We start from the raw sequence: 22,426 nt of genomic DNA, 5'->3' as shown, positions 1-22,426 counted from the left end.
AAATCACTATTAGCTTGACAAGTTAAATGGCGTCAGTTCCATGCTTTTCAAGAGGTGGCAGTGTAAACCGCTGACTTATGGAAGCTTTAATTCACATTAATTGATCCAGATCACGCTTGCCATTCGCCCGGTTTTGCCACCATCACGACGGAAGGAGTAGAAGCGCGACTCGCAGGCAGTACAGAAGTGGCCGCCGCTTATGTGATTGACGCCCAGTGCCTCTAACCGAAAGCGCGCCAGCCGGTATAAGTCGGCCATATAATGCCCCAACCGGTAAGGGCTATGGTCAAAGGCGTCAGCGGTATCCGGGTGAACGGCAACAAAGGCGCCGTAAACCTCAGGGCCAACCTCAAATTGAGCGTTGGAGATAGCAGGCCCTAACCACACCAGAATATCGTCTGGGTCAGTGTTCATCGCGGCAATGGTTGCTTCCAGCACACCGCCCGCCAAACCGCGCCAACCGGCATGAGCAACCGCCACCTGGGTACCCGCTCGATTGCAGAACATCACCGGCAGGCAGTCTGCCGTCAGTACGACGCAGGCGTACTCATTGGAGGTCGCAAGGGCTGCATCCGCGTCGGCAGCCTCGGGCTGATAACACTGCTGCACACGGGCGCCGTGGGTCTGGTTCAGCCACAACAGAGGCCGCTCATCGCCAATTTCCTTTTGCAGCAAACGACGACACAACGCCACATGGTCAGCATTATCGCCGACATGGGAGGCGGTATTGAAAGCGGCAAAATCACCCTGGCTAGGCCCCGACTCACGGGTCGTCACAAAGGCACGCACGTTGGTCGGCGCTGGCCAGTCGGGCACTAAAAGCGTTGGCCGTAAATTAATGGCATCGCTCATCGCATAGTCTCATTATCTTCGCGCAGGTAATCCAACAACATTAACAAATCATCAGGGAGGTCTGCCTGAAACGTTAATGTTTCGCCGCTTACCGGATGTTTGAAAATCAACTTACGCGCGTGAAGGGCCTGACGAGGGAACTCACGCAGGATCTCTTTCAGCGGCTCAGCAGCCCCCGGTGGTAATTTGGCACGACCACCATACATGGGGTCACCAATTAACGGATAGCGAGCATGGGCCATGTGCACGCGAATTTGGTGGGTACGTCCCGTTTCCAACTTACAGCGCACATGAGTGTGAGCACGGAAGCGCTCAACCACGCGAAAATGGGTAATGGCAGGTTTACCCGAAGCCGTCACGGCCTGGCGTTTACGGTCTTTAGGGTGACGACCAATGGGTGCGTCAATGGTACTACCCGACACCGGCTTACCAATCACCACAGCATCGTACTGACGCGACACACTGCGCGCCTGCAACTGTTCAACCAGAGCCGTTTGGGCGGGCAGCGTTTTCGCTACCATCATCAAACCGGTCGTATCTTTATCCAAACGGTGAACAATGCCAGCCCGGGGCACTTCGGCAAGCGACGGCTGGTGATGCAGTAGTGCATTCAATAGTGTGCCATCCGGGTTGCCTGCGGCAGGATGCACCACCATACCGGCAGCTTTGTTGATGACCATCACCGTGTCGTCTTCGTAAACGATATCCAGCGCAATGTCCTGGGCTTCAAAGCGCGTATCGTCTTCGATGGTGGCCTGAAGCGCCAACACTTCATGGCCATGCAGCTTGGCTTTCGGCTTGGCTTGCGCGCCGTCCACCGTCAACTCACCAGCGTTAATCCACGCTTTTAAGCGTTCGCGGGAGTAATCGCTGAACAACTCAGCCGCCGCTTGGTCTAATCGCGCACCGGCCAACGTAGCGGGCACGCGCTGCGTGTCTTCAACTGTTCGAGACATGAAAAACCTCTTTTAGACGCAAAAACCCCCAGCCCCGACATGGAAAAATAAGCTGTGACGACACCCGACGAAACGTCGCTAAGCCTGCGTTTTGAGCCGAGGTGTTTTATAGTGGGCGGACTGCGACCTATTCTACCATTTCTACTTATGGCCATCGTCGCTTTTTGGTGATCGAGGCTTGTTTGCAACGAGGATGATGATGCGCGTTATTTCAGCTGCCAACCGCTTTGGTGCTCTAGCCCTAAGCCTTGCCCTTCTAGCGGGCTGTGCGAGTAACGATACAAGTGAAGAAGAGGACGATGAATTTGCTGGGGTTCAGGAGCGTGAGCTCTATGAGCTGGCCCGCACAGCCCTCGACAGCAACCGCTACCCGATTGCGATAGAGCGTTTAGAAGCACTCGATACCCGCTACCCGTTTGGTGTCCATGCTGAGCAAGCACAGCTCGAGCTGATCTATGCCTACTATGAAAACAGCGATTGGGAAGAAGCCCGGGCAGCGGCTAGCCGCTTTATTCGCCTTCATCCTGACCATCCCCAGGTGGATTACGCGTACTACCTGCGTGGTCTTTCCGCCTGGCAAGCAGGCCGCTTCAGCCTGGAGCGCCTACGCCTGATTGATATTTCCAAGCGTGATTTGGGCGCTTCCCGTGATGCCTACAATGACTTCCGCGAGCTGATTCAGCGTTATCCGCAGAGTGAATACGCTGCTGATGCCCAGCAGCGTATCGTCTACTTACGTGAGTTGATGGCCCGCCATGAACTGCACGTTGCCGATTACTACCTGCGCCGCGGCGCTTATCTAGCAGCGGTTGAACGCGGCCGCTGGGTAATCGAAAACTACCCAGAGTCGAACGCTACCCGGGATGCCCTAGCCACCATGGTGGAAGGCTATCAAGGCCTAGACATGGATGACCGCGCCAATGAAGTCCTCGCAGTACTGCGCGAGAACGCGCCTGATCATGAGCAATTGCAGGGCAGCCGCTTTGTTCCCAAGCATTTAGGTCAAAATGATTAAACCATTGCGAGCTTTCAATCGCTAAAAGCTGTACAACACTTACCTACCAAACCACGCCTCGGCGTGGTTTTTTTTATTCAAAAAGAACAGTAAGCGAATAACTTTAAAGGGGAAAATACAAACAGGATGGTGATATTATACAGATAACACTATTTTCTATACAAATATTGTACAACGGGGTATAATTAGCTCGTCTTACATGATAAAGCGTCTTAACGGCGCCTAAGGGAGCAATCAATGCCACTTCTTAACGCCGGTTCCAGCAACACCAAAATAAGCACGCGTTTAACGCTCGGTTTTTCTGCCTTACTCGGGCTGTTGGTTTTGCTAACAGCCGTAGGTATTTACCAAGTCAATCAAATTGATCGCGACTTAACGACCATTAATGATGTTAACGGTACCAAGCTTGGGTTTGCAGTAGATATGCGCGGCAGCGTGCATGATAGAGCCATTGCCCTGCGCGATGTGGTACTCACCCAAGACGATACTCGGTTAGATGCTTTACGCAGTGAAATGGAGCGCCTAAGCAGTGACTACGTGACGGCATCCGAAGGCGAACATCAAGTGTCTAGCGAGTACCCCAGCGGTCAAGAAGAGCGAAACATTCTAGACAGCATTGACGCCCAAGCCGCCACAACCCTGTCACTCACCCAGCAAGTCATGGAGTTTCGCCAAAAGGATCAATTTGCCGATGCACAGACACTGTTACTCGAAGAAGCGGGGCCTGCTTACGCCGAGTGGCTTAATCGCATTAATCAGTTTATCGAGCTTCAGCAAGCACTGAACGACACCACCACGGCAACAGCCCGCGATACCGCCTCCGGCTTCCAGATGCAGATGCTGGGGCTAACACTGTTCGCTTTACTGGTTGGCAGCTTGATTGCAGTGTTTTTATCCCGCCAGCTACTGCGTGAACTGGGCGCAGAGCCCCACGAAGTCAAAGCGTTTGCGGAAGCGATTGGCCGCGGCGAGCTAACCAGTCATGGGCAGCTTAAGAAGGGCGACACCCGCAGCATCATGGCGTCACAGGTCGCGATGGCGCATCAGCTACAAACCATTGTGACCCAGGTGCGCGCCTCAGCGGAGGCGGTGGCCAGCAACAGCGAGCAAATTGCTGAAGGCAATAACGACCTCTCTTCACGCACCGAGCAGCAGGCAAGTGCACTAGCGGAAACGGCCTCGGCAATGGAGCAACTCAACAGCACGGTAAAACTGAATGCTGATAATTCCGAGCAGGCCAGCCAACAGGCTACCAGCGCGTCCAGTACAGCCAAGCAAGGTGGTGAAGCGGTTAGTCAGGTCGTTGCTACCATGAATGATCTCAACAAAAGCTCACAGGAAATTGCCGGTATCATCTCCACTATCGATGCAATTGCTTTCCAAACCAACATTCTGGCGCTTAACGCCTCGGTCGAAGCCGCCCGTGCAGGCGAGCACGGCCGGGGGTTCGCAGTAGTCGCGGAAGAGGTACGCAGGCTCGCCCAGCGCAGTGCCGATGCGGCACGCGAAATTAACGCTCTGATTTCCAGCAACCTTGAGCGGGTAAACCACGGCAATGAGCGCGCTGAAGAAGCCAGTAAATCGACTGAAGAGATTGTCGCGGCTATCGAGCGGGTAACCAGTATCATGAAGGAGATTAGTTACGCCAGTGCTGAGCAGAGTACCGGTGTACAAGAAGTGGGCCGGGCGGTGACCGAGATGGATCAAGTCACTCAGCAGAACGCCGCACTCGTACAAGAGAGCGCCACCTCCGCCAATAACCTACGTCAGAATGCTCACTCTCTACTGCATGCCATGGAAGTCTTCAAGCTGCCGAAGACCCTTCAAAATGCACAGCCGCAGCACACTGCATTGGCACCTGCACCAGCACGCATTCCAGGCACTAACAAACCTACACTCGCGGCTGCGAAACCTCAGCCAAGCGAACCTAAGTGGGAAAACTTCTAAACTAATAACGATTTTGGCCGTTTATAGTGTAGAGAGAAATGGCTCCTAAGGGTTAGGAGCCGTTCTTTATTGCCTTGCCCGAGGTTGTAATGAAATCCACCCAAAGCCTTTTAATGGTTTTTTTGTTACCTATTTTAATGGTGGTACTACCTGCCCTGCTGATGCTGACAATCGCCATGAAGGTGCTGGAAGAACAGTCGCAGCAAAGCAACCTTTTACAGACCAATGATTTAGACACTTTGGTTCAAATGGCGACCTTTGATCGCCAGCTTAGCGACTTACACCAACGTATCACTGCTTTATTGATCGACACTGAAGTAACAAAGCTAAGTACTTCGCAACGCTATACGGCCTACAGTCAGATTGCGCAAGAGCTTAACCAGATCGGCCAAAGCGTGGACACCCTGGCGACCTCCCCCCTGCTTATCGACTTAAGCCAGGACAGTACCGGCGCCCTTCAAAGTGCGTTCCGGCAATATCAGCGTTTTGTCAGTATGGCCAATGAGTCAGCAGCACGAGAACTGGGCGACCCCGCCCTCTTCCTCAAAGAAGCGCAAAACCACTTCAACACCTTTACGCTATTCTCCCAGCAAATATTCGAAGCCTTAACCCTGCGTGCCAAGGAGCGTCATGACCTTTCATTTGATGCACTTACACGCTCTCATAGCACCACCATCTGGCTGGGCATTGCCATGATGGGTGTGCTTATCAGCGCAGCATTTTTTGCTTCCTGGCGCATCAATAAACGGTTGATGGTAGTGGGAGACGCTATTTTATCGCTTTCTAAGCGCAGACAGCCGTTGCCGGACTTCCACGCTATTGAGCAGATGAGACAGCAGCATAGCGGCCCCTTGAAGCGGATTGCCACCGCATTGATCGCGCTCAAGGATTCCGAGCAGCAGCGCCGTGAAGCCGAGCAAAAGATTCACCGGCTCGCCTATTACGATACGCTAACTAAACTACCTAACTGGCGCTTGATGAAAGAGCATCTACAGCATTCGTTGGATACCAACCAACAGGCCAGCACATTTGGCGCGCTAGTGTATCTGGGGATGGATAACTTCAAGCGCATCAACGATAGCAGCGGCCATCGCGTGGGCGATAGCCTCCTCAAGCTTATTGCCCAGCGCCTTACCGACCTACAAGTCGAAGGCGCCACCATTGGCCGCCTTGGCGGCGATGAGTTCATGGTCATATTAGACGGCCTGGCTGGAGAACACCTAAAAGCGGCCGAAAAAGCCGAGGCATTGGCCGAACAGATACAGCACAAACTCAATCAGCCTTTCCAGCTAGAAGGGCAAGAACATTTTCTTAGTTTGAGCATGGGTATTGCACTGTTTAACGGGCCACAGCACACGGTCGACAACTTGTTTCAATATACCAACGCTGCCGTTCACTTAGCCCAAAAATCAGGCCCCAATAACATTCGTTTTTACGACCCAAAGGTACAAGCCGATTTAGAAGCCCGCATTGAGTTAGAGCATGATATGCGGCTGGCTATTGAGCGAGATGAATTTATACTCGTCTATCAAATGCAGGTAGACAGCCTTGGGCGGGCGATTGGCGCAGAAGCATTGATCCGCTGGCAACACCCGCGTCATGGGTTTGTCTCGCCGGGTACTTTTATCCCCCTAGCTGAGGAAACGGGTCTAATCATGCCGATTGGCAACTGGGTACTCGAAACAGCCTGTGAACAGTTAGTCATCTGGGCAAATGACGAAAACACGCAGCATCTAACATTAGCAGTCAACGTCAGCGCCAAACAGTTTCAACAGCCCGACTTCGTGGACACCGTTTGCGGCGTGCTAACCAAAAGCGGTGCTCCGGCCCACCGGCTAAAGCTGGAGCTGACAGAAAGTACTATGATTGGCGAAATAGATGACATCATTGCCCGCATGCACCGGCTGAAAGCGCTGGGAGTTAGCTTTTCCTTGGACGATTTCGGCACTGGCTACTCGTCGCTGCAGTACCTCAAACGGCTCCCTTTAGATCAAATCAAAATCGATCAATCGTTTGTGCGCAACCTGCATAAAGACACGGACGATAAGGCCATCGTACAAACCATTATTGCCATGGGGCGTTCGCTCGGGTTGCAGGTTATCGCCGAAGGTGTCGAAAACCAAGAGCACTGGCGCCACCTAAACGAACACCAGTGTCATGCCTTCCAAGGATATTATTTTTGCAAGCCGGTATCCGCTGCAGAGATGATACAGCGCAGTTTGGCTGCACCACCAATGCTCGCCTAATACGGAGGTAGTCCCCGTCATAAAGGCTTACTCACCGGGCTGCCAACCATTGACGATCGGATAGCGGCGGTCGCGACCAAAGCCCCGAGGCGTCACCCGGACACCAATGGGCGCCTGGCGGCGCTTATACTCGCAGCGGTCAACCAGCTTCACCACTTTATAGACGTCTTCAGCGTCAAAGCCACCAGCGATGATCGCTTCAGCGCTCATGTCGCCTTCGATATAGCTTAATAAGATAGCGTCGAGCACGTCGTAATCGGGTAAAGAGTCGCTATCCTGCTGGTCCGGCGCCAGCTCCGCACTGGGTGGGCGCTCAATGACCCGCTCGGGGATCGCAGGTGATTGCGTATTGCGCCAGCGAGCCAAGCGATACACCCAAGTTTTATACACGTCTTTGATAGCATTAAAACCGCCCACCATATCGCCATACAGCGTGGCGTAGCCCACCGCCATTTCACTCTTGTTACCGGTAGTCAGTACCATCAAGCCTTTTTTATTGGAGATCGCCATCAGCAGCACCCCGCGACAGCGGGACTGCAGGTTCTCTTCGGTGGTATCTCGCTCAGTTCCTGCGAAGCTCTCTGCCAGCGTGCCCATAAAGGCTTCTACCATGGGCTCGATCGGCATGATCTCATAGTGGACGCCGAGCATGTTGGCCTGTTCTGCAGCATCCTGCTTGGAGATATCCGCGGTGTAGTGGTACGGCATCATCACCGCCTGCACCCGTTGAGGGCCCAGTGCGTCAACCGCAATCGCCAGCGAAAGCGCTGAGTCGATACCGCCGGAAAGCCCCAACACCACGCCCTCAAAACCGCTCTTGTTGACGTAATCGCGCAGCCCGGTAACTAACGCACAGTAAAGGCTCTCTTCCGGTTCTACCTCGGGGTCAATCTCTCCGGCTTGGGGTTCCCAAACCGTCGCGCTGGTTTGCAAAAACTGAACTGGCATCAGGCCCGCCTGCCAATACGGTGCCAGCACCTGCAGCTCACCGCTGGCGTTAACGCAGCAAGAGCCGCCATCAAAGACCAGTTCATCTTGGCCACCGATGGTGTTCACATACACAATTGGAAGCTGCGTATCCTGGGCGTGTTTCTCCAACAGGCGCAGCCGTTCCGCGGGCTTGTCCTGGTGATAAGGAGAGGCGTGCAAGGAAACCAGCACCTCAGCGCCCGCTTGCGCGGCGGCCTTAACCGGCACGCCATCCCATAGGTCTTCGCAGATCACGATGCCCAGTTTGGCACCTTTATGCTCATACACCAGCGTTTCAGTGCCGGGCGTGAAATAGCGCTGCTCATCGAACACTTGGTAGTTAGGCAGCGCCTGCTTGGCGTACTCAGCTTCCCACTGGCCGTTGTAAAGCAGGCCCGCCAAGTTGTAACAGCGGCCTTCCCGCACGCCGGGATAGCCAATGATCACCAACACATCACTGGCGACCTTCGATGCCATTAGCGCGCGAGCTTCACGCAGGCGGGTTTCCATTGAGGGGCGCAGCAGCAGGTCTTCCGGTGGGTAGCCTGACAAAAAAAGCTCTGGAAAGACAACAATATCCGCCCCATGCTCAATCCGCGCTTCGCGCACTGCTTCAATCGCGCGTGCGGCATTGCCGGGAATATCCCCGACCAGAGGATCGAGTTGGGCCATTACCAGCGTTAAGTCTTGCATGGGCGTCAAAATCTCTTGAGAATCTTTAAAATAGGGTTACACCAACATAGTCGTATTGTCCCGCAAGGGCCGCCAACTGGCAAAGGCTGCGGGTCTATCCTAACGCCTTGTGCCTAGATTCCCACTTTGGGAGACACAAAAGGATGAACCTCTTGATCATTCGGCTGATTATCTTCGCCGTTATATTCTATGCCGGTTTAAAGCTATACGGCATATACCGGCAACGTAAGCTTGAGCATGAAGCGCAGCATAAAAAAGTCAACCGCCACGAGGGTGGCAAAATGGTGCGCTGCCGCTGGTGTGAGGTGCACGTTCCTGAAGACGAAGCACTGCGTGACCAGGAGCAGTGGTTCTGCTCCAGCGCCCATCGCGACCGCTTCCTGCAGGAGCAGCAGGATAAAGACGGCACACCTTAAGCCTGTATTAGCCGCTCTGGCGTAAGTTGGTAAGGCGCGGGGTCAATTAGTGGCTCGCGCCCCAGCAGTTGATCCACCAGTAAATGGGTCGAAGCAGGCGCCAGCACCAAGCCGTTGCGATAGTGCCCGGCATTGACGAAGACGTTACTCCATTCAGGCAGCGCGCCGATAAAGGGAATGCCCGTTGGGGATCCAGGCCGCAGGCCGGCCCACTGGTGTGCTACCGGGCACGTTGCCAAAGCGGGCAGGATCGCTTCAGCACTCTGTTTTAGCGACGCCAATGCCGCCTCATCGGTGCGCTTGTCAAACCCCGCCTCTTCCAATGTAGAACCGACCAATAGCAAGCCATCTGCACGCGGAATAATATAGCGCCCATCTTTTAACACCACGCGCTGCACCAACCCTTTGGGTGCTTGGTAAGCGATCATCTGACCTTTAACGGGTCTTACCGGCAACTGCACATTCAACTGCGACAAGAGCTGCGCAGCCCAAGCGCCGCCGCAAACAATAATGCGTTCAGCCGTTATCAGCCCCTGAGACGTCACCACGCCTTCAACGATGCCCTCTACTTTGCCACCCTGTTGAATAAAACCACTGACCTCGCACTGCTCTTTCAGCGTTACCTGGGGCATCGCCGCTAACCGCGCCTTCAACGCCTTGGCTAAACGCGGATTGCGCACACTGCCCAGCGTCGGCATCCATAGCGCGCTATCGTCAGCCATTGCCACACCAGGTTCTTTAGCGTGAACAAAGTCTGCCCCTACCCGCTCTAGCGGTTTCCCCAGCTGGCGTGCCCATTGCAGCGCTTGGTCGGCATCGTCCACATTTAGGTAGAGCAGCCCTTTTTGACGATATTCGGGGTCAATACCGGTCTCTTCCAATAAGCGCAGGGCCAAAGAGGGGTAAACGCCTTCCGACCAGCGGGAAAGTTGCGATACCGCAGAGTCGTAGCGCCAGGGATAGAGCGGCGAAACGATACCACCGCCCGCCCAGGATGCCTCTTTACCGCACTCACCACGATCAACCAGTGTGACCTGGTGACCGGCATCGGCTAACTGCAGCGCTGTCATCATACCGATCACGCCGCCGCCAATAATTAAGAAATCGCTCACAAAATTGTCCGTTTTGGCTTACATAAAAAAAGCGTAGCGCCGCCTAGGATGACCTATTAACGACGATATGTTCGCTACTGGTAAAGGAGAGTGAGCATAGCGCGGGCGATAACAAGGTCAAGTGAGGAGAGGCGATGAGCAGTTTTTACGTCAAGACGCACACCACACCTGAAAACGGGTTTACACTGCTCGAGCTACTGATCACCCTGCTGTTGGTTGGAATCATCGCCGCCTGGGGGCTACCCAATTTTCAAGCATTGGGGGAGCGTACCGCACAGACTAGCGAGGTCAATCGATTCCAGAGTGCGTTTTCGTTCGCGCGTAATACAGCGATTAGCCAACGCCGCCAGCTGACGCTTTGCCCAGCCTCGCAGAACCGTGAGGCTTGCGCTAATGACTGGGGTGGAGAGCTTATGATTGTGTGGGGCAATAAAACCGATAGCATCACTGAAGAAGACATTTTGCGCATTGTGCCCGCGCAACAAGGCACACAAGTGACCTACAACCGGGGCTGGTCGCGTATCCGTTACAGCCCGCTGGGCTATACCAGCGGTTATAACGGCAGTTTTGCTATTTGCTCAACCAGCGGCGCCGTGGGCTCTAAGGGTAAAAAGCTGGTACTTAGCCAATTAGGGCGGCTAAGGATTGATGAAGCGCCTATCGACTGTTAATCATTAGGCGCTTCAACTCATTCACGGCGTTGTGACAATGGTTTTAAGCAATACCGTCTAAATAGCGCTCGGCATCCAGCGCTGCCATGCAGCCGCTGCCAGCTGAAGTGATTGCTTGACGATAAATGTGATCCATCACGTCGCCGCAGGCAAATACGCCCGGTACGCTAGTCGCGGTTGCATTCCCTTCAAGGCCTGAATGCACTTTGATATAGCCGCCGTTCATGTCCAACTGACCCGCAAAGATCCCTGTGTTGGGGCTATGGCCAATGGCAATAAACAGTCCAGGCGCATGAATCTCTTTGCTTGAACCATCTTTAGTGGATTTAACCCGAACGCCTGTAACACCGGAGTTATCGCCGAGCACTTCTTCGACTTCCTGGAACCACTCAAGAACGATTTTGCCCGCCTCAGCTTTCTCGAAAAGCTTATCTTGGAGGATTTTTTCCGCCCGCAACGTGTCACGGCGGTGTACCAGGGTCACTTTGGAAGCAATGTTAGAGAGATAGAGCGCCTCTTCCACGGCGGTATTGCCGCCGCCCACCACAATGACTTCCTGATTGCGGTAGAAAAAACCATCGCAGGTAGCGCAGGCCGACACCCCTTGACCCATAAACTGCTGCTCAGTGGGCAGACCCAGGTAACGGGCACTGGCGCCGGTGGCCACGATCAACGCATCGCAGGTATAAATACCGCTATCGCCTTTTAAGGTAAACGGTTTTTCGCTTAAGCTAACCTCATTGATGTGATCAAACAGCACCTCTGTATTGAAACGTTCGGCGTGCTGCTTCATGCGCTCCATCAACTCCGGCCCCTGTACGCCTTGAGCGTCGCCGGGCCAGTTATCCACATCGGTTGTGGTGGTCAGTTGGCCACCCGCCTGAATACCGGTAATTAGCAGCGGCTTCAGGTTGGCCCGAGCAGCATAGACGGCAGCCGTATAGCCTGCGGGACCGGATCCAAGAATAATCAAACGCTCATGACGAGTTTCCATGACACCACCTTGTAAATATCTGACTGATAGCTTTGTCGCTAGCTGTGTTAATAGCTTTGAAAAAATTAGCCACAGAGTCTGCCTGAAATGGTGCCAAGTACAAGCTATTGCAAGGTTTCATCTACGCTATTAGGCGAAGAAACCTTGAAAGCCTCTGTGCAAAGACCCATGTGTTATTACTAAATCAACGCCATACTGGGGGGAAATCTATACTAAAGAAAGATCGTGACCGTCATGCTGAGCGCTGCGCTCAGCAACCAGAGGAGAGAGATATGAGCAAGATACCCGATACGCTAAACACCCTAGAGGTTGGTAGTAAAACCTATCACTACTACAGCCTGCCCCACGCGGCCGAGACCCTGGGCAGCATTGACCGGCTACCCAAGACGCTCAAGATTCTACTCGAAAACCAGCTGCGCTTCGCCGACGACGAAAGCGTAGATCAGGAAGATATGCAGGCCCTGGTCGACTGGCAGGCCGAGGGCAAATCCAGCCGCGAAATCGGCTACCGCCCGGCGCGGGTACTCATGCAGGACTTTACCGGCGTGCCCGGCGTGGTGGATTTAGCCTCCATGCGCGCCGCGGTAGAAAAGCTGGGCGAAGACCCGGCGAAGATCAACCCGCTTTCCCCCGTCGATCTCGTTATCGACCACTCGGTAATGGTCGATAAGTTCGGCAACCCGGCGGCGTTTCAAGAGAACGTCGATATCGAAATGCAGCGCAACCGCGAGCGCTACGAGTTTCTACGCTGGGGCCAGCAGGCGTTTGATAACTTTAGCGTCGTTCCCCCCGGTACCGGTATTTGTCACCAGGTCAACCTGGAGTACCTAGGCAGAACGGTATGGACGAAGGACGAAGACGGCAAGACCTTTGCCTACCCCGACACCCTCGTGGGCACTGACTCTCACACCACCATGATCAACGGCCTGGGCGTGCTTGGCTGGGGCGTGGGCGGTATTGAAGCCGAAGCGGCCATGCTCGGTCAGCCGGTGTCGATGCTGATCCCCGAAGTGATTGGCTTTAAATTAACCGGCAAGCTACGCGAAGGTATTACCGCCACTGACCTGGTACTCACCGTTACCGAGATGCTGCGTAAAAAAGGCGTGGTGGGTAAATTTGTCGAGTTCTACGGCGATGGTTTGAAAGACCTGCCGCTGGCGGATCGTGCCACGATCGCCAATATGGCCCCCGAGTATGGTGCTACCTGTGGTTTCTTCCCAGTGGATGAAGAAACCCTGAACTATATGCGCCTGACGGGGCGTGAAGATGAGCAAGTCGCCCTGGTGGAAGCCTATAGCAAGGCCCAAGGGCTGTGGCGTGAACCTAATGACGAGCCGATCTTCACCGACGCCCTAGCACTGGACATGACCGAGGTAGAGGCCAGCCTGGCCGGCCCCAAACGTCCGCAGGATCGCGTGGCGCTGAAAGACATGGCGGCGGCCTTTGACAAGTTCATGCAGGAAGACGTCAACGCGGATGCCAACGCAAAGGGGGAACTCTCTTCTGAAGGCGGCCAAACCGCCGTGGGGGTGAGGCGCAGCTTCGAGCATGACACCAGCCAGGCCGTTACGCTTGATGACCATGATTTCAGCCTTGACCCCGGGGCGGTGGTGATTGCGGCGATTACCTCGTGCACCAACACCTCCAACCCCAGCGTGATGATGGCCGCTGGGCTGCTGGCACGTAAAGCGCGTGAAAAGGGGTTAACCACGAAGCCCTGGGTGAAAACCTCCTTAGCACCAGGTTCCAAAGTGGTCACCGATTATCTGGAAGCCGCTGAATTAAACGATGACTTGGATGCACTGGGCTTCAACCTCGTCGGCTACGGCTGCACCACCTGTATCGGTAACTCAGGCCCGCTGCCTGATGAGATCGAAAAAGCGATCAACAGCGGCGATCTTGCCGTGGCCTCGGTGCTCTCCGGTAACCGTAACTTTGAGGGCCGTGTACACCCGTTGGTCAAAACCAACTGGCTGGCCTCGCCGCCCCTGGTGGTGGCTTACGCCCTGGCGGGTAATGTCCAGCTTGACCTTACCCAGGCGCCGTTGGGCAAAGATAGCAACGGCGACCCGGTCTACCTCAAAGATATCTGGCCCAGTCAGGCCGAGATTGCCAGCGCCGTCGAGCAGGTCAACACCGCCATGTTCCGTAAAGAATACGGCGCAGTGTTTGAGGGTGACGATGTCTGGAAAGCCATCGACGTGTCAGAAAGCAAGGTCTATCAGTGGCCTGAATCCACCTACATTCAGCACCCGCCCTTCTTTGAAGGCATGGGCCGCGAGCCGGATGCCATCGAAGATGTGCACAGTGCCCGCGTGCTTGCCATGCTGGGTGATTCGGTGACCACCGACCATATCTCCCCTGCCGGTGCCATCAAGCCTGACAGCCCCGCCGGGCGCTATCTGCAAGAACACGGCGTCAGGCCGGTCGACTTCAACTCCTACGGCTCACGCCGGGGTAACCATGAAGTCATGATGCGCGGCACCTTCGCCAACGTGCGGATCAAAAACGAGATGCTCGACGGTGTGGTCGGCGGTGAAACACGCCACGTACCCAGCGGCGAGCAGATGGCCATTTACGATGCGGCCATGAAGTACAAAGAGGAAGGCAAACCGCTCGTCGTGATCGCCGGTAAAGAGTACGGCACCGGCTCCTCACGGGATTGGGCGGCCAAAGGCACCCGTTTGCTGGGCGTTCGCGCGGTGATTGCCGAATCCTTCGAGCGCATCCACCGCTCTAACCTGATCGGCATGGGCGTTGTACCGCTGCAGTTTGCCGAAGGCGAAAGCCGTAAAACGTTGGGGTTAACCGGCGATGAAGAGATTTCGATTGCCGGATTAAGCGACCTGACGCCAGGTGGCACGGTCAAAATCGTGATCAAAAATGCCGACGGGGAACGTAGCGTTGATGCCAAGTGCCGAATTGATACGGTAAACGAGCTGGCTTACTACCGTCACGGTGGTATCCTTCACTACGTGTTGCGCAAGATGATCGGCGCAGCCTAAAAGGGTAAAACCTACCAATGCTTGCATGCCCCCACCTCGGTGGGGGCTTTTTTTAGCCGAGTGATTAAAAAGCGCGACGGCGATAGGTGCGATAATCTGGCGACCAGGACGCCTTTTCAATCAGTTCCCGTAGCGTCGTACCACTGGTTTTCAGTGCCACGCCATTCTGCTGTGCCTGGGCAGCCACTTCAAAAGCAATCGACTTGCTGATATCGCGAATACGCGATAGCGGCGGCAGCAAAGCACCCTTGCCCTCTTTAACCAGCGGCGCTTCACGGGCCAGCGCCCGCGAGGCGCTCATCAGCATCTCGTCGGTGACTCGATTGGCACTGGCAGCAATCACGCCCAACCCAATGCCTGGGAAGATATAGGCATTGTTGCACTGGGCAATCGGATAAGTACGGCCATTGTAAACCACCGGCGCAAAGGGGCTACCGGTGGCTACCAAGGCTTGGCCGTCGGTCCAGCGAATAACATCCTCTGGCACGGCCTCTGCCTGGGAAGTAGGGTTAGAGAGCGGCATGATGACCGGGTGCTCACAGCCCGCGTGCATGGTGCGCACCACCTGCTCGGTGAAGATACCGCGCTGGCCGCAGACACCGATCAGCACTGTTGGTTTGATCTGAGCAATCGTCTCTTCCAGACCCTGGCCATTCCACTCGGCGACTAGCGAAGGGTCGTGGGCTAACCGGCGCTGGAAGTCGCGCTGCCACTCTTGATCGCTGGTCATCAAGCCGTCGCGATCGACAATGTAAATACGCGACCGTGCTTCGCTTTCGGTCAAGCCCTCCGCTTCCATCGCTACGACCACCTGCTCGGCGATTCCACACCCCGCGGAACCGCCACCTACAAACACCACACGCTGCTGGGCAATGGTCTCTTCCCGGGCCTGACAAGCCGCCATTAGCGTACCCACCACCACAGAGGCAGTCCCCTGCACATCGTCGTTGAAGCAGCAAAGCTCGTTGCGATAGCGCTCTAGCAGCGGCACCGCATTGGCCTGGGCAAAGTCTTCAAACTGCAGCAGCACGTTCGGCCAGCGGCGCTTCACAGCAGCGATAAATTCTGCCATGAAAGCATCGTACTCTTCCTGCCCTACCCGCTCGTGGCGCCAGCCCATGTACATGGGATCATCCAGCAGCGCTTTGTTGTTAGTGCCCACATCAATCATGATCGGCAGCGTGTAGGCGGGGCTAATACCGCCACAGGCGGTATACAACGCCAGTTTACCAATCGGGATACCCATGCCCCCGATGCCCTGGTCGCCGAGGCCTAGAATGCGCTCACCATCGGTCACTACGATCACTTTGACATTATCTTTGGTGGCGCTGCGCAGGATATCATCCATATGTTCGCGGTCAGGATAGCTAATAAACAGGCCGCGGTGGTTACGGTAAATGTTGGAAAATTCCTGACACGCCTGCCCTACCGTGGGGGTGTAAATAATCGGCAGCATCTCTTCAAGATGCTGGGAAACCATACGGAAATAGAGTGTTTCGTTGTCGTCTTGAATGGCGCGCAGGTGGATGTGCTTTTCGAGGTCGCTATGGCATTGTTGGTACTGGCGGTAGACCCGCTCTAGCTGATCCTCAATAGTTTCTACCTTCTGCGGCAGCAAACCAATCAGGTTAAACGCCAAGCGCTCCTGCTGAGTAAACGCGCTGCCTTTGTTCAATAGCGGCATTTCGAGCAAAGAAGGACCGGCGTAAGGAAGGTATAGGGGGCGTCTACTCTCGGTAGTCATAAGCACTCTCTTTTTTATGTCAATCACTGCTGCAATGCAGCAACATCGGGCGTTTGCGGCGTTTGAGCGTAATGTAACATGCTCCTGCGACAAAGGTGGAAGAGAGCGACCATGTTGATAAAAAAACGCCTCGGTTTAGGAAGCCTAAACCGAGGCGTGATGGCGCGATTAACTAGTGATCTAACGATGCCCTAGCAAGTTTTAGCGGTGGGTTTGCGCCCCTCCACGCCAGCGAAGAAGAACGGCCGCAGCTTAACGCCAAACATGTTGCCCGCAAACGCCGCTACCAGCCATACCCAACCGTGAAGGCTGCCAGAGGCAATGCCGCTGAAGTAAGCACCAATATTGCAACCAAACGCCAAACGCGCGCCATAACCTAGCAAGATGCCGCCGATGACCGCGGCCAAGATAGATTTCAACGGGATTCTGAAGTTAGGTGCAAAGCGACCCGCCAAGCTGGCGGCAGCCAGCGCGCCCAGCATAATACCGACATTCATTACCGTAGTGATGTCGCTCCATACGCTGGCTTTAAGGGCCGCTGCGTTGCCAGGGGACTGCCAATAGCCCCACTGGCTGACATCGCCGCCCACCAGTTCAAAGCCTTTAGCACCCCACAGCGCAAACGCAGAGGTAATTCCCCAAGGGCGGCCTGCCAGTGCCAAGGTGGCAAAGTTGAGCAGCGCCAACGCCACCGCGCCCGCCACTAACGGCCAAGGCCCAGTCAACCAACGCTCATAGCCATGCTTATCGACCATGGGCGCCTGTTCTAACTGACCATGACGACGCTTCTCCATCACCCAGGTAAACGCCGCAATAGCCGCAAACAGCACCAGGCTAATGGCGATCCCCCCACTGACCCCGGCGACGTTAACCAGCGATACCGGTTGAAAAGCCGGTAAGCTCTGCCACCAGGCAAAATGCGCCGAGCCAATCACCGAGCCGACAATAAAGAACACCAGCGTAATCAACATACGAGCGTTACCGCCGCCCGCGGTAAACAGCGTGCCAGAGGCACAGCCGCCGCCTAACTGCATGCCCACACCGAACAGGAACGCCCCTACAAGCACGGAGATACCAATAGGCGCCACAAAGCCCGACACCTCGTTACCAAACAGCGTGCCCGCCCCCAGGGCAGGGAAAAACAGCACCACGGCAATGGCCAGCATCACCATTTGGGCACGCAGGCCACGCCCCCGCCGCTCAGTAATAAATACCCGCCACGCTGAGGTAAAACCAAAGGCAGCGTGATACAGCACCATGCCAAATAGCCCGCCGACAATCATCAACAGGCCAATGTTGGCGTCAAAGACAACCCCAATAAGCAACGCACCCAGCACAATCGCCGCTGTGGCTATCAGCGGCACGCGATAGCTCTGCGGCGCAGCAACCGTCGTTGTAGACATACATTCACCTTTAGCAGCACCAAAAGCGCCTGTTAACAAACAGGCGCTTTTGGTAGACATGGACAATAGTTATAAGCCTAACGATAGCTGTAGAGTGCGGGAAATTCTTTGTTGAGAGGTGCTTATGTCTTTATGGAATATATGGATACTGGAGCGACGCAACCACCTGCGTTATCTCCTACTTCCCTTTTTAAGCTGATAAAAAACACCTAACAAACTACATGGAATAAAACTTAGCATCATGAATAAAACATAACCAGAGTTAAAAAACACTATGAAAGAAATCAATAAATGTATAAAGAAACCAACACTTATAAAATTTTCGCATTCATGTTCCCTACATGTTCATAGCTCCTTGCAGCCAAGCAGCCTGACCCAACGCTTATGCATATAAAAACAGGCACTAGCAACAAACAACTTATAAATATAATAAAATCATTAGAAAGTCTAAATGGCCCATAGTAAAATAGATACCAAACACTCAATGCACTAACAGTCTCACCAGCAGCAAGAAAACCGAATGCTCTTCCAATCGATGCCGGCCCTGAGGGCGCAGATGTATAAAAGAAAGCTTTAACCATGCAATAAAGGAAAGCAATAGAAATAACCAATGGTATTAAAAACATAATCAATGCATTTAAATCAGAAACTTTCATGTAAATCCCTTAAAATAATTAAAATTATTCACCTTAACATCCTGAGTGTTTTAGACAATCAAAGCTTTAACAAGATGGTTTTATACAACATCTGGTGGTGGCGTCCCCTTCGGACAAGTGGTAATGACTACCGAAGGCTAAGACGAGAGTGGACTTTGGCACACCGCTTAAATAATCATATCGATCTGTAAATTGGCTGACACAGAGTTTTGAACGCTCTCATTTTTGACTTTTTTGTCAGCTTAAATGAGAGTTGACAAATATTGGCAATTATTCAGCCTTCCCCAAGACATGAATTTATATCAATTTTCTCTTTTTCAAAAGGTTCAAGTACTCTCCACCCTCTTCATCAAGTTCAAATATTTCCAATCCATCCAGAAGATATGCTTTTAGAAAGCTTGGTATACCATTTTCATCATTAAGCTTGATCAAAGTTTTCCCAAGCATGTAATGAATAAACGGGTTGTTTACACCATCTGGACAGTTTAGAGCATCAAAAAGTGATTCTTTAGCTTTATAGTAATCACCTTTTTGAAAATACGCATCACCAATAGAGCTATATAGCCATGTAGACGCTTCCCAATCACTTCTAGGCTCCGGAACCAGGGATAAGGCCTCCTCCCACTCACCTATGGCTGCGTCGCACTTTCCTCCATCCAAAAAAGCGTTGCCTTTTTCTGACAACCTTTCGATGTCATCGTATACACTGTCAGGAAGCTTCATCGCCACCACCCTCTTTAACACGTTTATTCAAATAAAACTCCAGATACTCATTCTTTTCTCCTTGAAAAGGTCGCTTGTTATATTTCTTAAAAAGTTTATCAAATTCCTCATAAGCCTGATCAAACCGTCCCCCTTCGTATAAAATGGTGGCCAAGAGAAAACCAAGGCTTGCTTCACCAGCAATGCTATTGCCATAAGCCTTCTTGGCTATTTTTAGCCAAGACAACGATTTTTCTGTTTCTCCGATTTCTCGATAAAACTTCGTCACTGCAACCGAAATACTATGCGCATGATCATGACTTTCTTTTGGATAAGGCAGTGCACTCCATGCTTCTAAGTAGAATTTTTCTGCAGAATCAAAATCTCCCGCACTCATAGACTCCCGTGCTTTCGTTCCGCACTTATACACAAAACTTTCGACGTCTTTATCAAGAGGTATTTTTCCCATAAAGCCAACCCTTGTTTAGTTTATTGCAATGGTGGCTGATATGTCTCTCTCAGCCGCGCACCTGTGATCGGTTAATCGAATCGTGGTTGTATAATTCTTAGAACCCAGTATTCACTGCCTGACTTCTTTGAATTTTTCTCCAAATCTTCTTCCTCCTCTATTTCACTATGTTACAGCATTTACTTTATGCGACATATCGACATCTTTAAGCGGGTACCATTCGCCATCAGATGCTAAAAATTCCGTTTCCCCGTCGAAGCTCTCTATAAGCTTTACTTCTTCAAGCATTTTATATTCGTGTGTACATAGCCCTTGGCGCCGCCTACTCCAGCAGCATCGCAGTTGATCATGCATTCGCTGCCGTCAGACCGGTTGGCCGTTGGCTTTGACGTTGTCGTGTCCGGTTAAAAACAGCACATGGCCACTACCTTGGGACGTGACGGAGCCCACGACCGCCCCGTCGTTGCCCTCGGTGCCTTGGCATAAATCACCGACCCGGTAGGTGCGCTGCCCGACGGTGATCACGTTGGGCGAGTAGTTCACCGGATTGCCCAGCGGGCCTCCGCATTACCGGCATGAAGGGCCTACCCGCTAAGGGTTTCGCCTTGGTGGGCTGCCGCGTAAGTATCGTCGGGCGTGCCTGCGTTGGTGGCCTTATCATCGCCTTCGCAGGGGCTTTGACCGCCGATGCAGATGGTTAGGCTACTATCCGACATGACGTCCCCCTCCGGTGGATGAGGTCGCCGCCAGCGGTGCGCGCCGGATGCGTACCTGCTTGAGCGGGTTATCCAGCGGGAACAGTGCCCGCCAGGTGAGGCTAACGTCTTCCCGATCCAGGTCGATCACCACGCTGTCGAGGGCTAGCGGAGTATTGCCGCGCTGGCCACTGGCATGGTCGGTAAGGGCGTGCAGGGCGATGCCCGGTAGCCGGGTGCGGTGACGCAGCCGTTGGCGGTCCCCCACCATGATCGCCCGGCTATTAGCTAAGCAGTTGGTGAGGACCATCAGTTCGTCACCACGCAAGTAGTCAGGCGCGACCAGATCCGCCGGGGCGCTGTGGTGAAAGCGATAGTCGAAGTCTTCGGGCCAGTAGGACAACCGCTGGGTTTTCCAGTGATCGTCGAAGGTGCCTTGATAACTCACCCGGGGCTCCCACCAGGGGGCAATGGGGCCAAAACCTGCCGGGGCCGGACGATCAAAGGGTGAGGTAACCAGCCAGTCCGGGTCTTCTAGTTGAGGTGCGGGCAACTGCGTGACGGCGTTCAGGTCGGGTTTGAGGTACCTGGCGACCTCGCTGGATACCCGTTTATAGTCAGCGCGTGATGGCAACCAGCCCCGCCCGGCGGAGTTGTCGGGGTAGTAGAGCGTGTTAGCGAGGGCGTCCCCGCCGGGCAGGCTGTAGTGGCCGCCGAAAGCGTAGCGGTAATTCAGCGGGACTTCGCTCACCGGTGTGGGGTCAGTGACCCGCCAGCCACCGAGCAGTTGCCAGCGGAACTCCCGTGGCCCGCGCACGATCAGGCGTTTGTCCACAGAGCCCACCTGCACCCGCACCTGCCAGGTGCTGCGCGGCTGGCCTGTGGGCGAGAGCAGGGTGCAATTCCCGCCAATTACAAACCGTTATACCCTGGATTCATGAGCTGACACAGAATTCTGACACTACCGACGAAGAGCCTTTATTATCAATTTTTCAAAGTAGCCAACCTAGGTGGTTCATCATATGAGAACTTAAAATCGTATTGGCCATCATTTTGAACATCAAGGTCGCAGATAGTCCAGGCTCGGCTTTCCCTATCGTTCTGAGCCATAACCTTGCGGAGTTCTTTAAAAGCATTAGTGGTATCAACTCCTAAGCGTAACTCATACAATTCATCACCAATAAAATACTTTCCCTTCGGGCTAATGACTAATTCACCTTCAATATCATCAATTTCAATATTCAGCTGAATTTTATCCCACTTGTGAGGTACTAAAAGCAAGACCTCCTGAACTACATTACCCTGTAGATTAACACTCATTTAAAACTCCCATCCATCACGATTAAAAATCTAAAAATGAGCCTGAATCATCCACTTCTCTTTTATTTTTACCTTGCATGTCGTCAATTATCAGTGAATTAATAAAGCTATTGAGACTATCCGACACTACAAGTAGAGAGCCATCATCAGTTTCAGCCTCATGAAACCAAAAATAAATACCACCGCCAGCGCTTGACACGCATATCTGACTGCCTCCAATAGATTCACCAATTGTTACAAAACCAGCCGGAATCTGATCTTTATACATCACATTTTTCTTTATTAAATTATTCTTTCCACTTAAACCATAAAGAATCTCCAATGACTGAAAGCCATCTTCTGAATCAATCGGAGTTTTTTGTTTTGGCTTAAACATAGTCCCATTATCAAAAACAATTGAGCCATTATAATCATTTAACAGCAACACATAATCATCTGGTAGTCTGATATCGAGCTCTGAGCATACTTGCTCATAAGAACATTGCTCAATTGAATCATCTTTCAATGCCCTTGCCCCAAGGTTACTTAAAATTTCACTGTACATTAAAACCCTCCTCTAAG

General features: G+C 53.3%; 21 protein-coding genes. 6 read left to right on the top strand and 15 right to left on the bottom strand.

Annotation, left to right across the window (positions count from 1 at the left end; translation table 11 throughout):
- Positions 1-96: 96 nt before the first annotated feature.
- A complete protein-coding gene (gene pgeF / locus HALTITAN_RS14595) occupies positions 97-852 on the bottom strand; it encodes a peptidoglycan editing factor PgeF (RefSeq protein WP_009287557.1) in 756 nt (251 codons plus the stop codon).
- Positions 849-1,808 (bottom strand): 23S rRNA pseudouridine(1911/1915/1917) synthase RluD, encoded by a 960-nt coding sequence (rluD, locus tag HALTITAN_RS14590; protein WP_009287556.1) that lies wholly within the window; start codon positions 1,806-1,808, stop codon positions 849-851. The genes pgeF and rluD overlap by 4 nt, the downstream gene beginning before the upstream one ends.
- A 199-nt stretch (positions 1,809-2,007) precedes the next feature.
- Between rluD and HALTITAN_RS14585 the strand changes: the two genes are divergently transcribed.
- From HALTITAN_RS14585 to HALTITAN_RS14575, 3 genes are all read left to right on the top strand, one after another.
- Positions 2,008-2,823: an outer membrane protein assembly factor BamD gene (locus HALTITAN_RS14585; protein ID WP_022522020.1), complete on the top strand. Its 816-nt coding sequence runs from the start codon at positions 2,008-2,010 to the stop codon at positions 2,821-2,823.
- A 237-nt stretch (positions 2,824-3,060) separates the two neighbouring features.
- A complete protein-coding gene (locus tag HALTITAN_RS14580) occupies positions 3,061-4,770 on the top strand; it encodes a methyl-accepting chemotaxis protein (protein ID WP_009287554.1) in 1,710 nt (569 codons plus the stop codon).
- 89 nt (positions 4,771-4,859) lie between these two features.
- Entirely contained in the window at positions 4,860-7,016 is a 2,157-nt protein-coding gene (locus tag HALTITAN_RS14575) for a putative bifunctional diguanylate cyclase/phosphodiesterase (RefSeq protein ID WP_039859575.1), read from the top strand.
- A 27-nt stretch (positions 7,017-7,043) separates the two neighbouring features.
- On the opposite strand, the gene HALTITAN_RS14570 is transcribed toward HALTITAN_RS14575, so the two are convergent.
- Positions 7,044-8,678, bottom strand: coding sequence for an NAD+ synthase (locus HALTITAN_RS14570; RefSeq protein WP_039859574.1), 1,635 nt, complete (start codon positions 8,676-8,678; stop codon positions 7,044-7,046).
- Positions 8,679-8,821: 143 nt separating this feature from the next.
- On the opposite strand from HALTITAN_RS14570, the gene HALTITAN_RS14565 reads away from it, so the two are divergent.
- Entirely contained in the window at positions 8,822-9,094 is a 273-nt protein-coding gene (locus HALTITAN_RS14565; RefSeq protein WP_039859573.1) for a PP0621 family protein, read from the top strand.
- On the opposite strand, the gene thiO is transcribed toward HALTITAN_RS14565, so the two are convergent.
- Positions 9,091-10,206, bottom strand: a complete 1,116-nt coding sequence (thiO, locus tag HALTITAN_RS14560) for a glycine oxidase ThiO (protein ID WP_009287551.1) — start codon at positions 10,204-10,206, stop codon at positions 9,091-9,093. The genes HALTITAN_RS14565 and thiO overlap by 4 nt on opposite strands.
- Positions 10,207-10,340: 134 nt before the next feature.
- Here thiO and HALTITAN_RS14555 point away from each other — a divergent pair, with 134 nt between their 5' ends.
- Entirely contained in the window at positions 10,341-10,877 is a 537-nt protein-coding gene (locus tag HALTITAN_RS14555) for a GspH/FimT family pseudopilin (RefSeq protein ID WP_009287550.1), read from the top strand.
- A gap of 43 nt (positions 10,878-10,920) precedes the next feature.
- Here HALTITAN_RS14555 and trxB read toward each other — a convergent pair whose 3' ends face one another.
- On the bottom strand, positions 10,921-11,871 hold the full coding sequence (gene trxB, locus HALTITAN_RS14550) for a thioredoxin-disulfide reductase (RefSeq protein ID WP_009287549.1): 951 nt from the start codon (positions 11,869-11,871) through the stop codon (positions 10,921-10,923).
- 272 nt (positions 11,872-12,143) lie between these two features.
- Here trxB and acnA point away from each other — a divergent pair, with 272 nt between their 5' ends.
- Positions 12,144-14,876, top strand: coding sequence for an aconitate hydratase AcnA (gene acnA / locus HALTITAN_RS14545; protein WP_027956894.1), 2,733 nt, complete (start codon positions 12,144-12,146; stop codon positions 14,874-14,876).
- Positions 14,877-14,940: 64 nt separating this feature from the next.
- On the opposite strand, the gene HALTITAN_RS14540 is transcribed toward acnA, so the two are convergent.
- The 10 genes from HALTITAN_RS14540 to HALTITAN_RS14505 form a co-directional block, all read right to left on the bottom strand.
- Positions 14,941-16,620, bottom strand: coding sequence for an NAD-dependent malic enzyme (locus HALTITAN_RS14540; RefSeq protein ID WP_039859571.1), 1,680 nt, complete (start codon positions 16,618-16,620; stop codon positions 14,941-14,943).
- Positions 16,621-16,811: 191 nt separating this feature from the next.
- The gene (locus HALTITAN_RS14535; RefSeq protein ID WP_022522009.1) at positions 16,812-18,023 is read right to left on the bottom strand and encodes a YeeE/YedE family protein; all 1,212 of its coding nucleotides are present in this window, start codon (positions 18,021-18,023) and stop codon (positions 16,812-16,814) included.
- 311 nt (positions 18,024-18,334) lie between these two features.
- Positions 18,335-18,679, bottom strand: a complete 345-nt coding sequence (locus HALTITAN_RS25390) for a hypothetical protein (protein ID WP_152419272.1) — start codon at positions 18,677-18,679, stop codon at positions 18,335-18,337.
- A 297-nt stretch (positions 18,680-18,976) separates the two neighbouring features.
- Positions 18,977-19,402, bottom strand: a complete 426-nt coding sequence (locus tag HALTITAN_RS14530) for a tetratricopeptide repeat protein (protein ID WP_039859569.1) — start codon at positions 19,400-19,402, stop codon at positions 18,977-18,979.
- Positions 19,389-19,850 (bottom strand): hypothetical protein, encoded by a 462-nt coding sequence (locus HALTITAN_RS14525; protein ID WP_039859566.1) that lies wholly within the window; start codon positions 19,848-19,850, stop codon positions 19,389-19,391. The genes HALTITAN_RS14530 and HALTITAN_RS14525 overlap by 14 nt, the downstream gene beginning before the upstream one ends.
- Before the next feature lie 363 nt (positions 19,851-20,213).
- Positions 20,214-20,393: a hypothetical protein gene (locus tag HALTITAN_RS14520; RefSeq protein ID WP_039859564.1), complete on the bottom strand. Its 180-nt coding sequence runs from the start codon at positions 20,391-20,393 to the stop codon at positions 20,214-20,216.
- Positions 20,394-20,434: 41 nt separating this feature from the next.
- On the bottom strand, positions 20,435-20,566 hold the full coding sequence (locus HALTITAN_RS26225) for a hypothetical protein (RefSeq protein ID WP_255200411.1): 132 nt from the start codon (positions 20,564-20,566) through the stop codon (positions 20,435-20,437).
- On the bottom strand, positions 20,556-21,440 hold the full coding sequence (locus tag HALTITAN_RS14515; protein WP_255200412.1) for a DUF2169 family type VI secretion system accessory protein: 885 nt from the start codon (positions 21,438-21,440) through the stop codon (positions 20,556-20,558). The genes HALTITAN_RS26225 and HALTITAN_RS14515 overlap by 11 nt, the downstream gene beginning before the upstream one ends.
- An 89-nt stretch (positions 21,441-21,529) precedes the next feature.
- The gene (locus HALTITAN_RS14510; protein WP_027956899.1) at positions 21,530-21,865 is read right to left on the bottom strand and encodes an antitoxin YezG family protein; all 336 of its coding nucleotides are present in this window, start codon (positions 21,863-21,865) and stop codon (positions 21,530-21,532) included.
- Between the two features lie 22 nt (positions 21,866-21,887).
- Complete coding sequence (locus tag HALTITAN_RS14505; protein ID WP_009287545.1) at positions 21,888-22,409, bottom strand: SMI1/KNR4 family protein; 522 nt, start codon at positions 22,407-22,409, stop codon at positions 21,888-21,890.
- Positions 22,410-22,426: the final 17 nt, after the last annotated feature.

Origin of the sequence: Vreelandella titanicae BH1, assembly GCF_000336575.1 — a bacterium.
Classification (GTDB): domain Bacteria; phylum Pseudomonadota; class Gammaproteobacteria; order Pseudomonadales; family Halomonadaceae; genus Vreelandella; species Vreelandella titanicae.
Note: the sequence above shows the minus strand (reverse complement) of the source record. Positions and strands in the feature narration are given on the sequence as shown.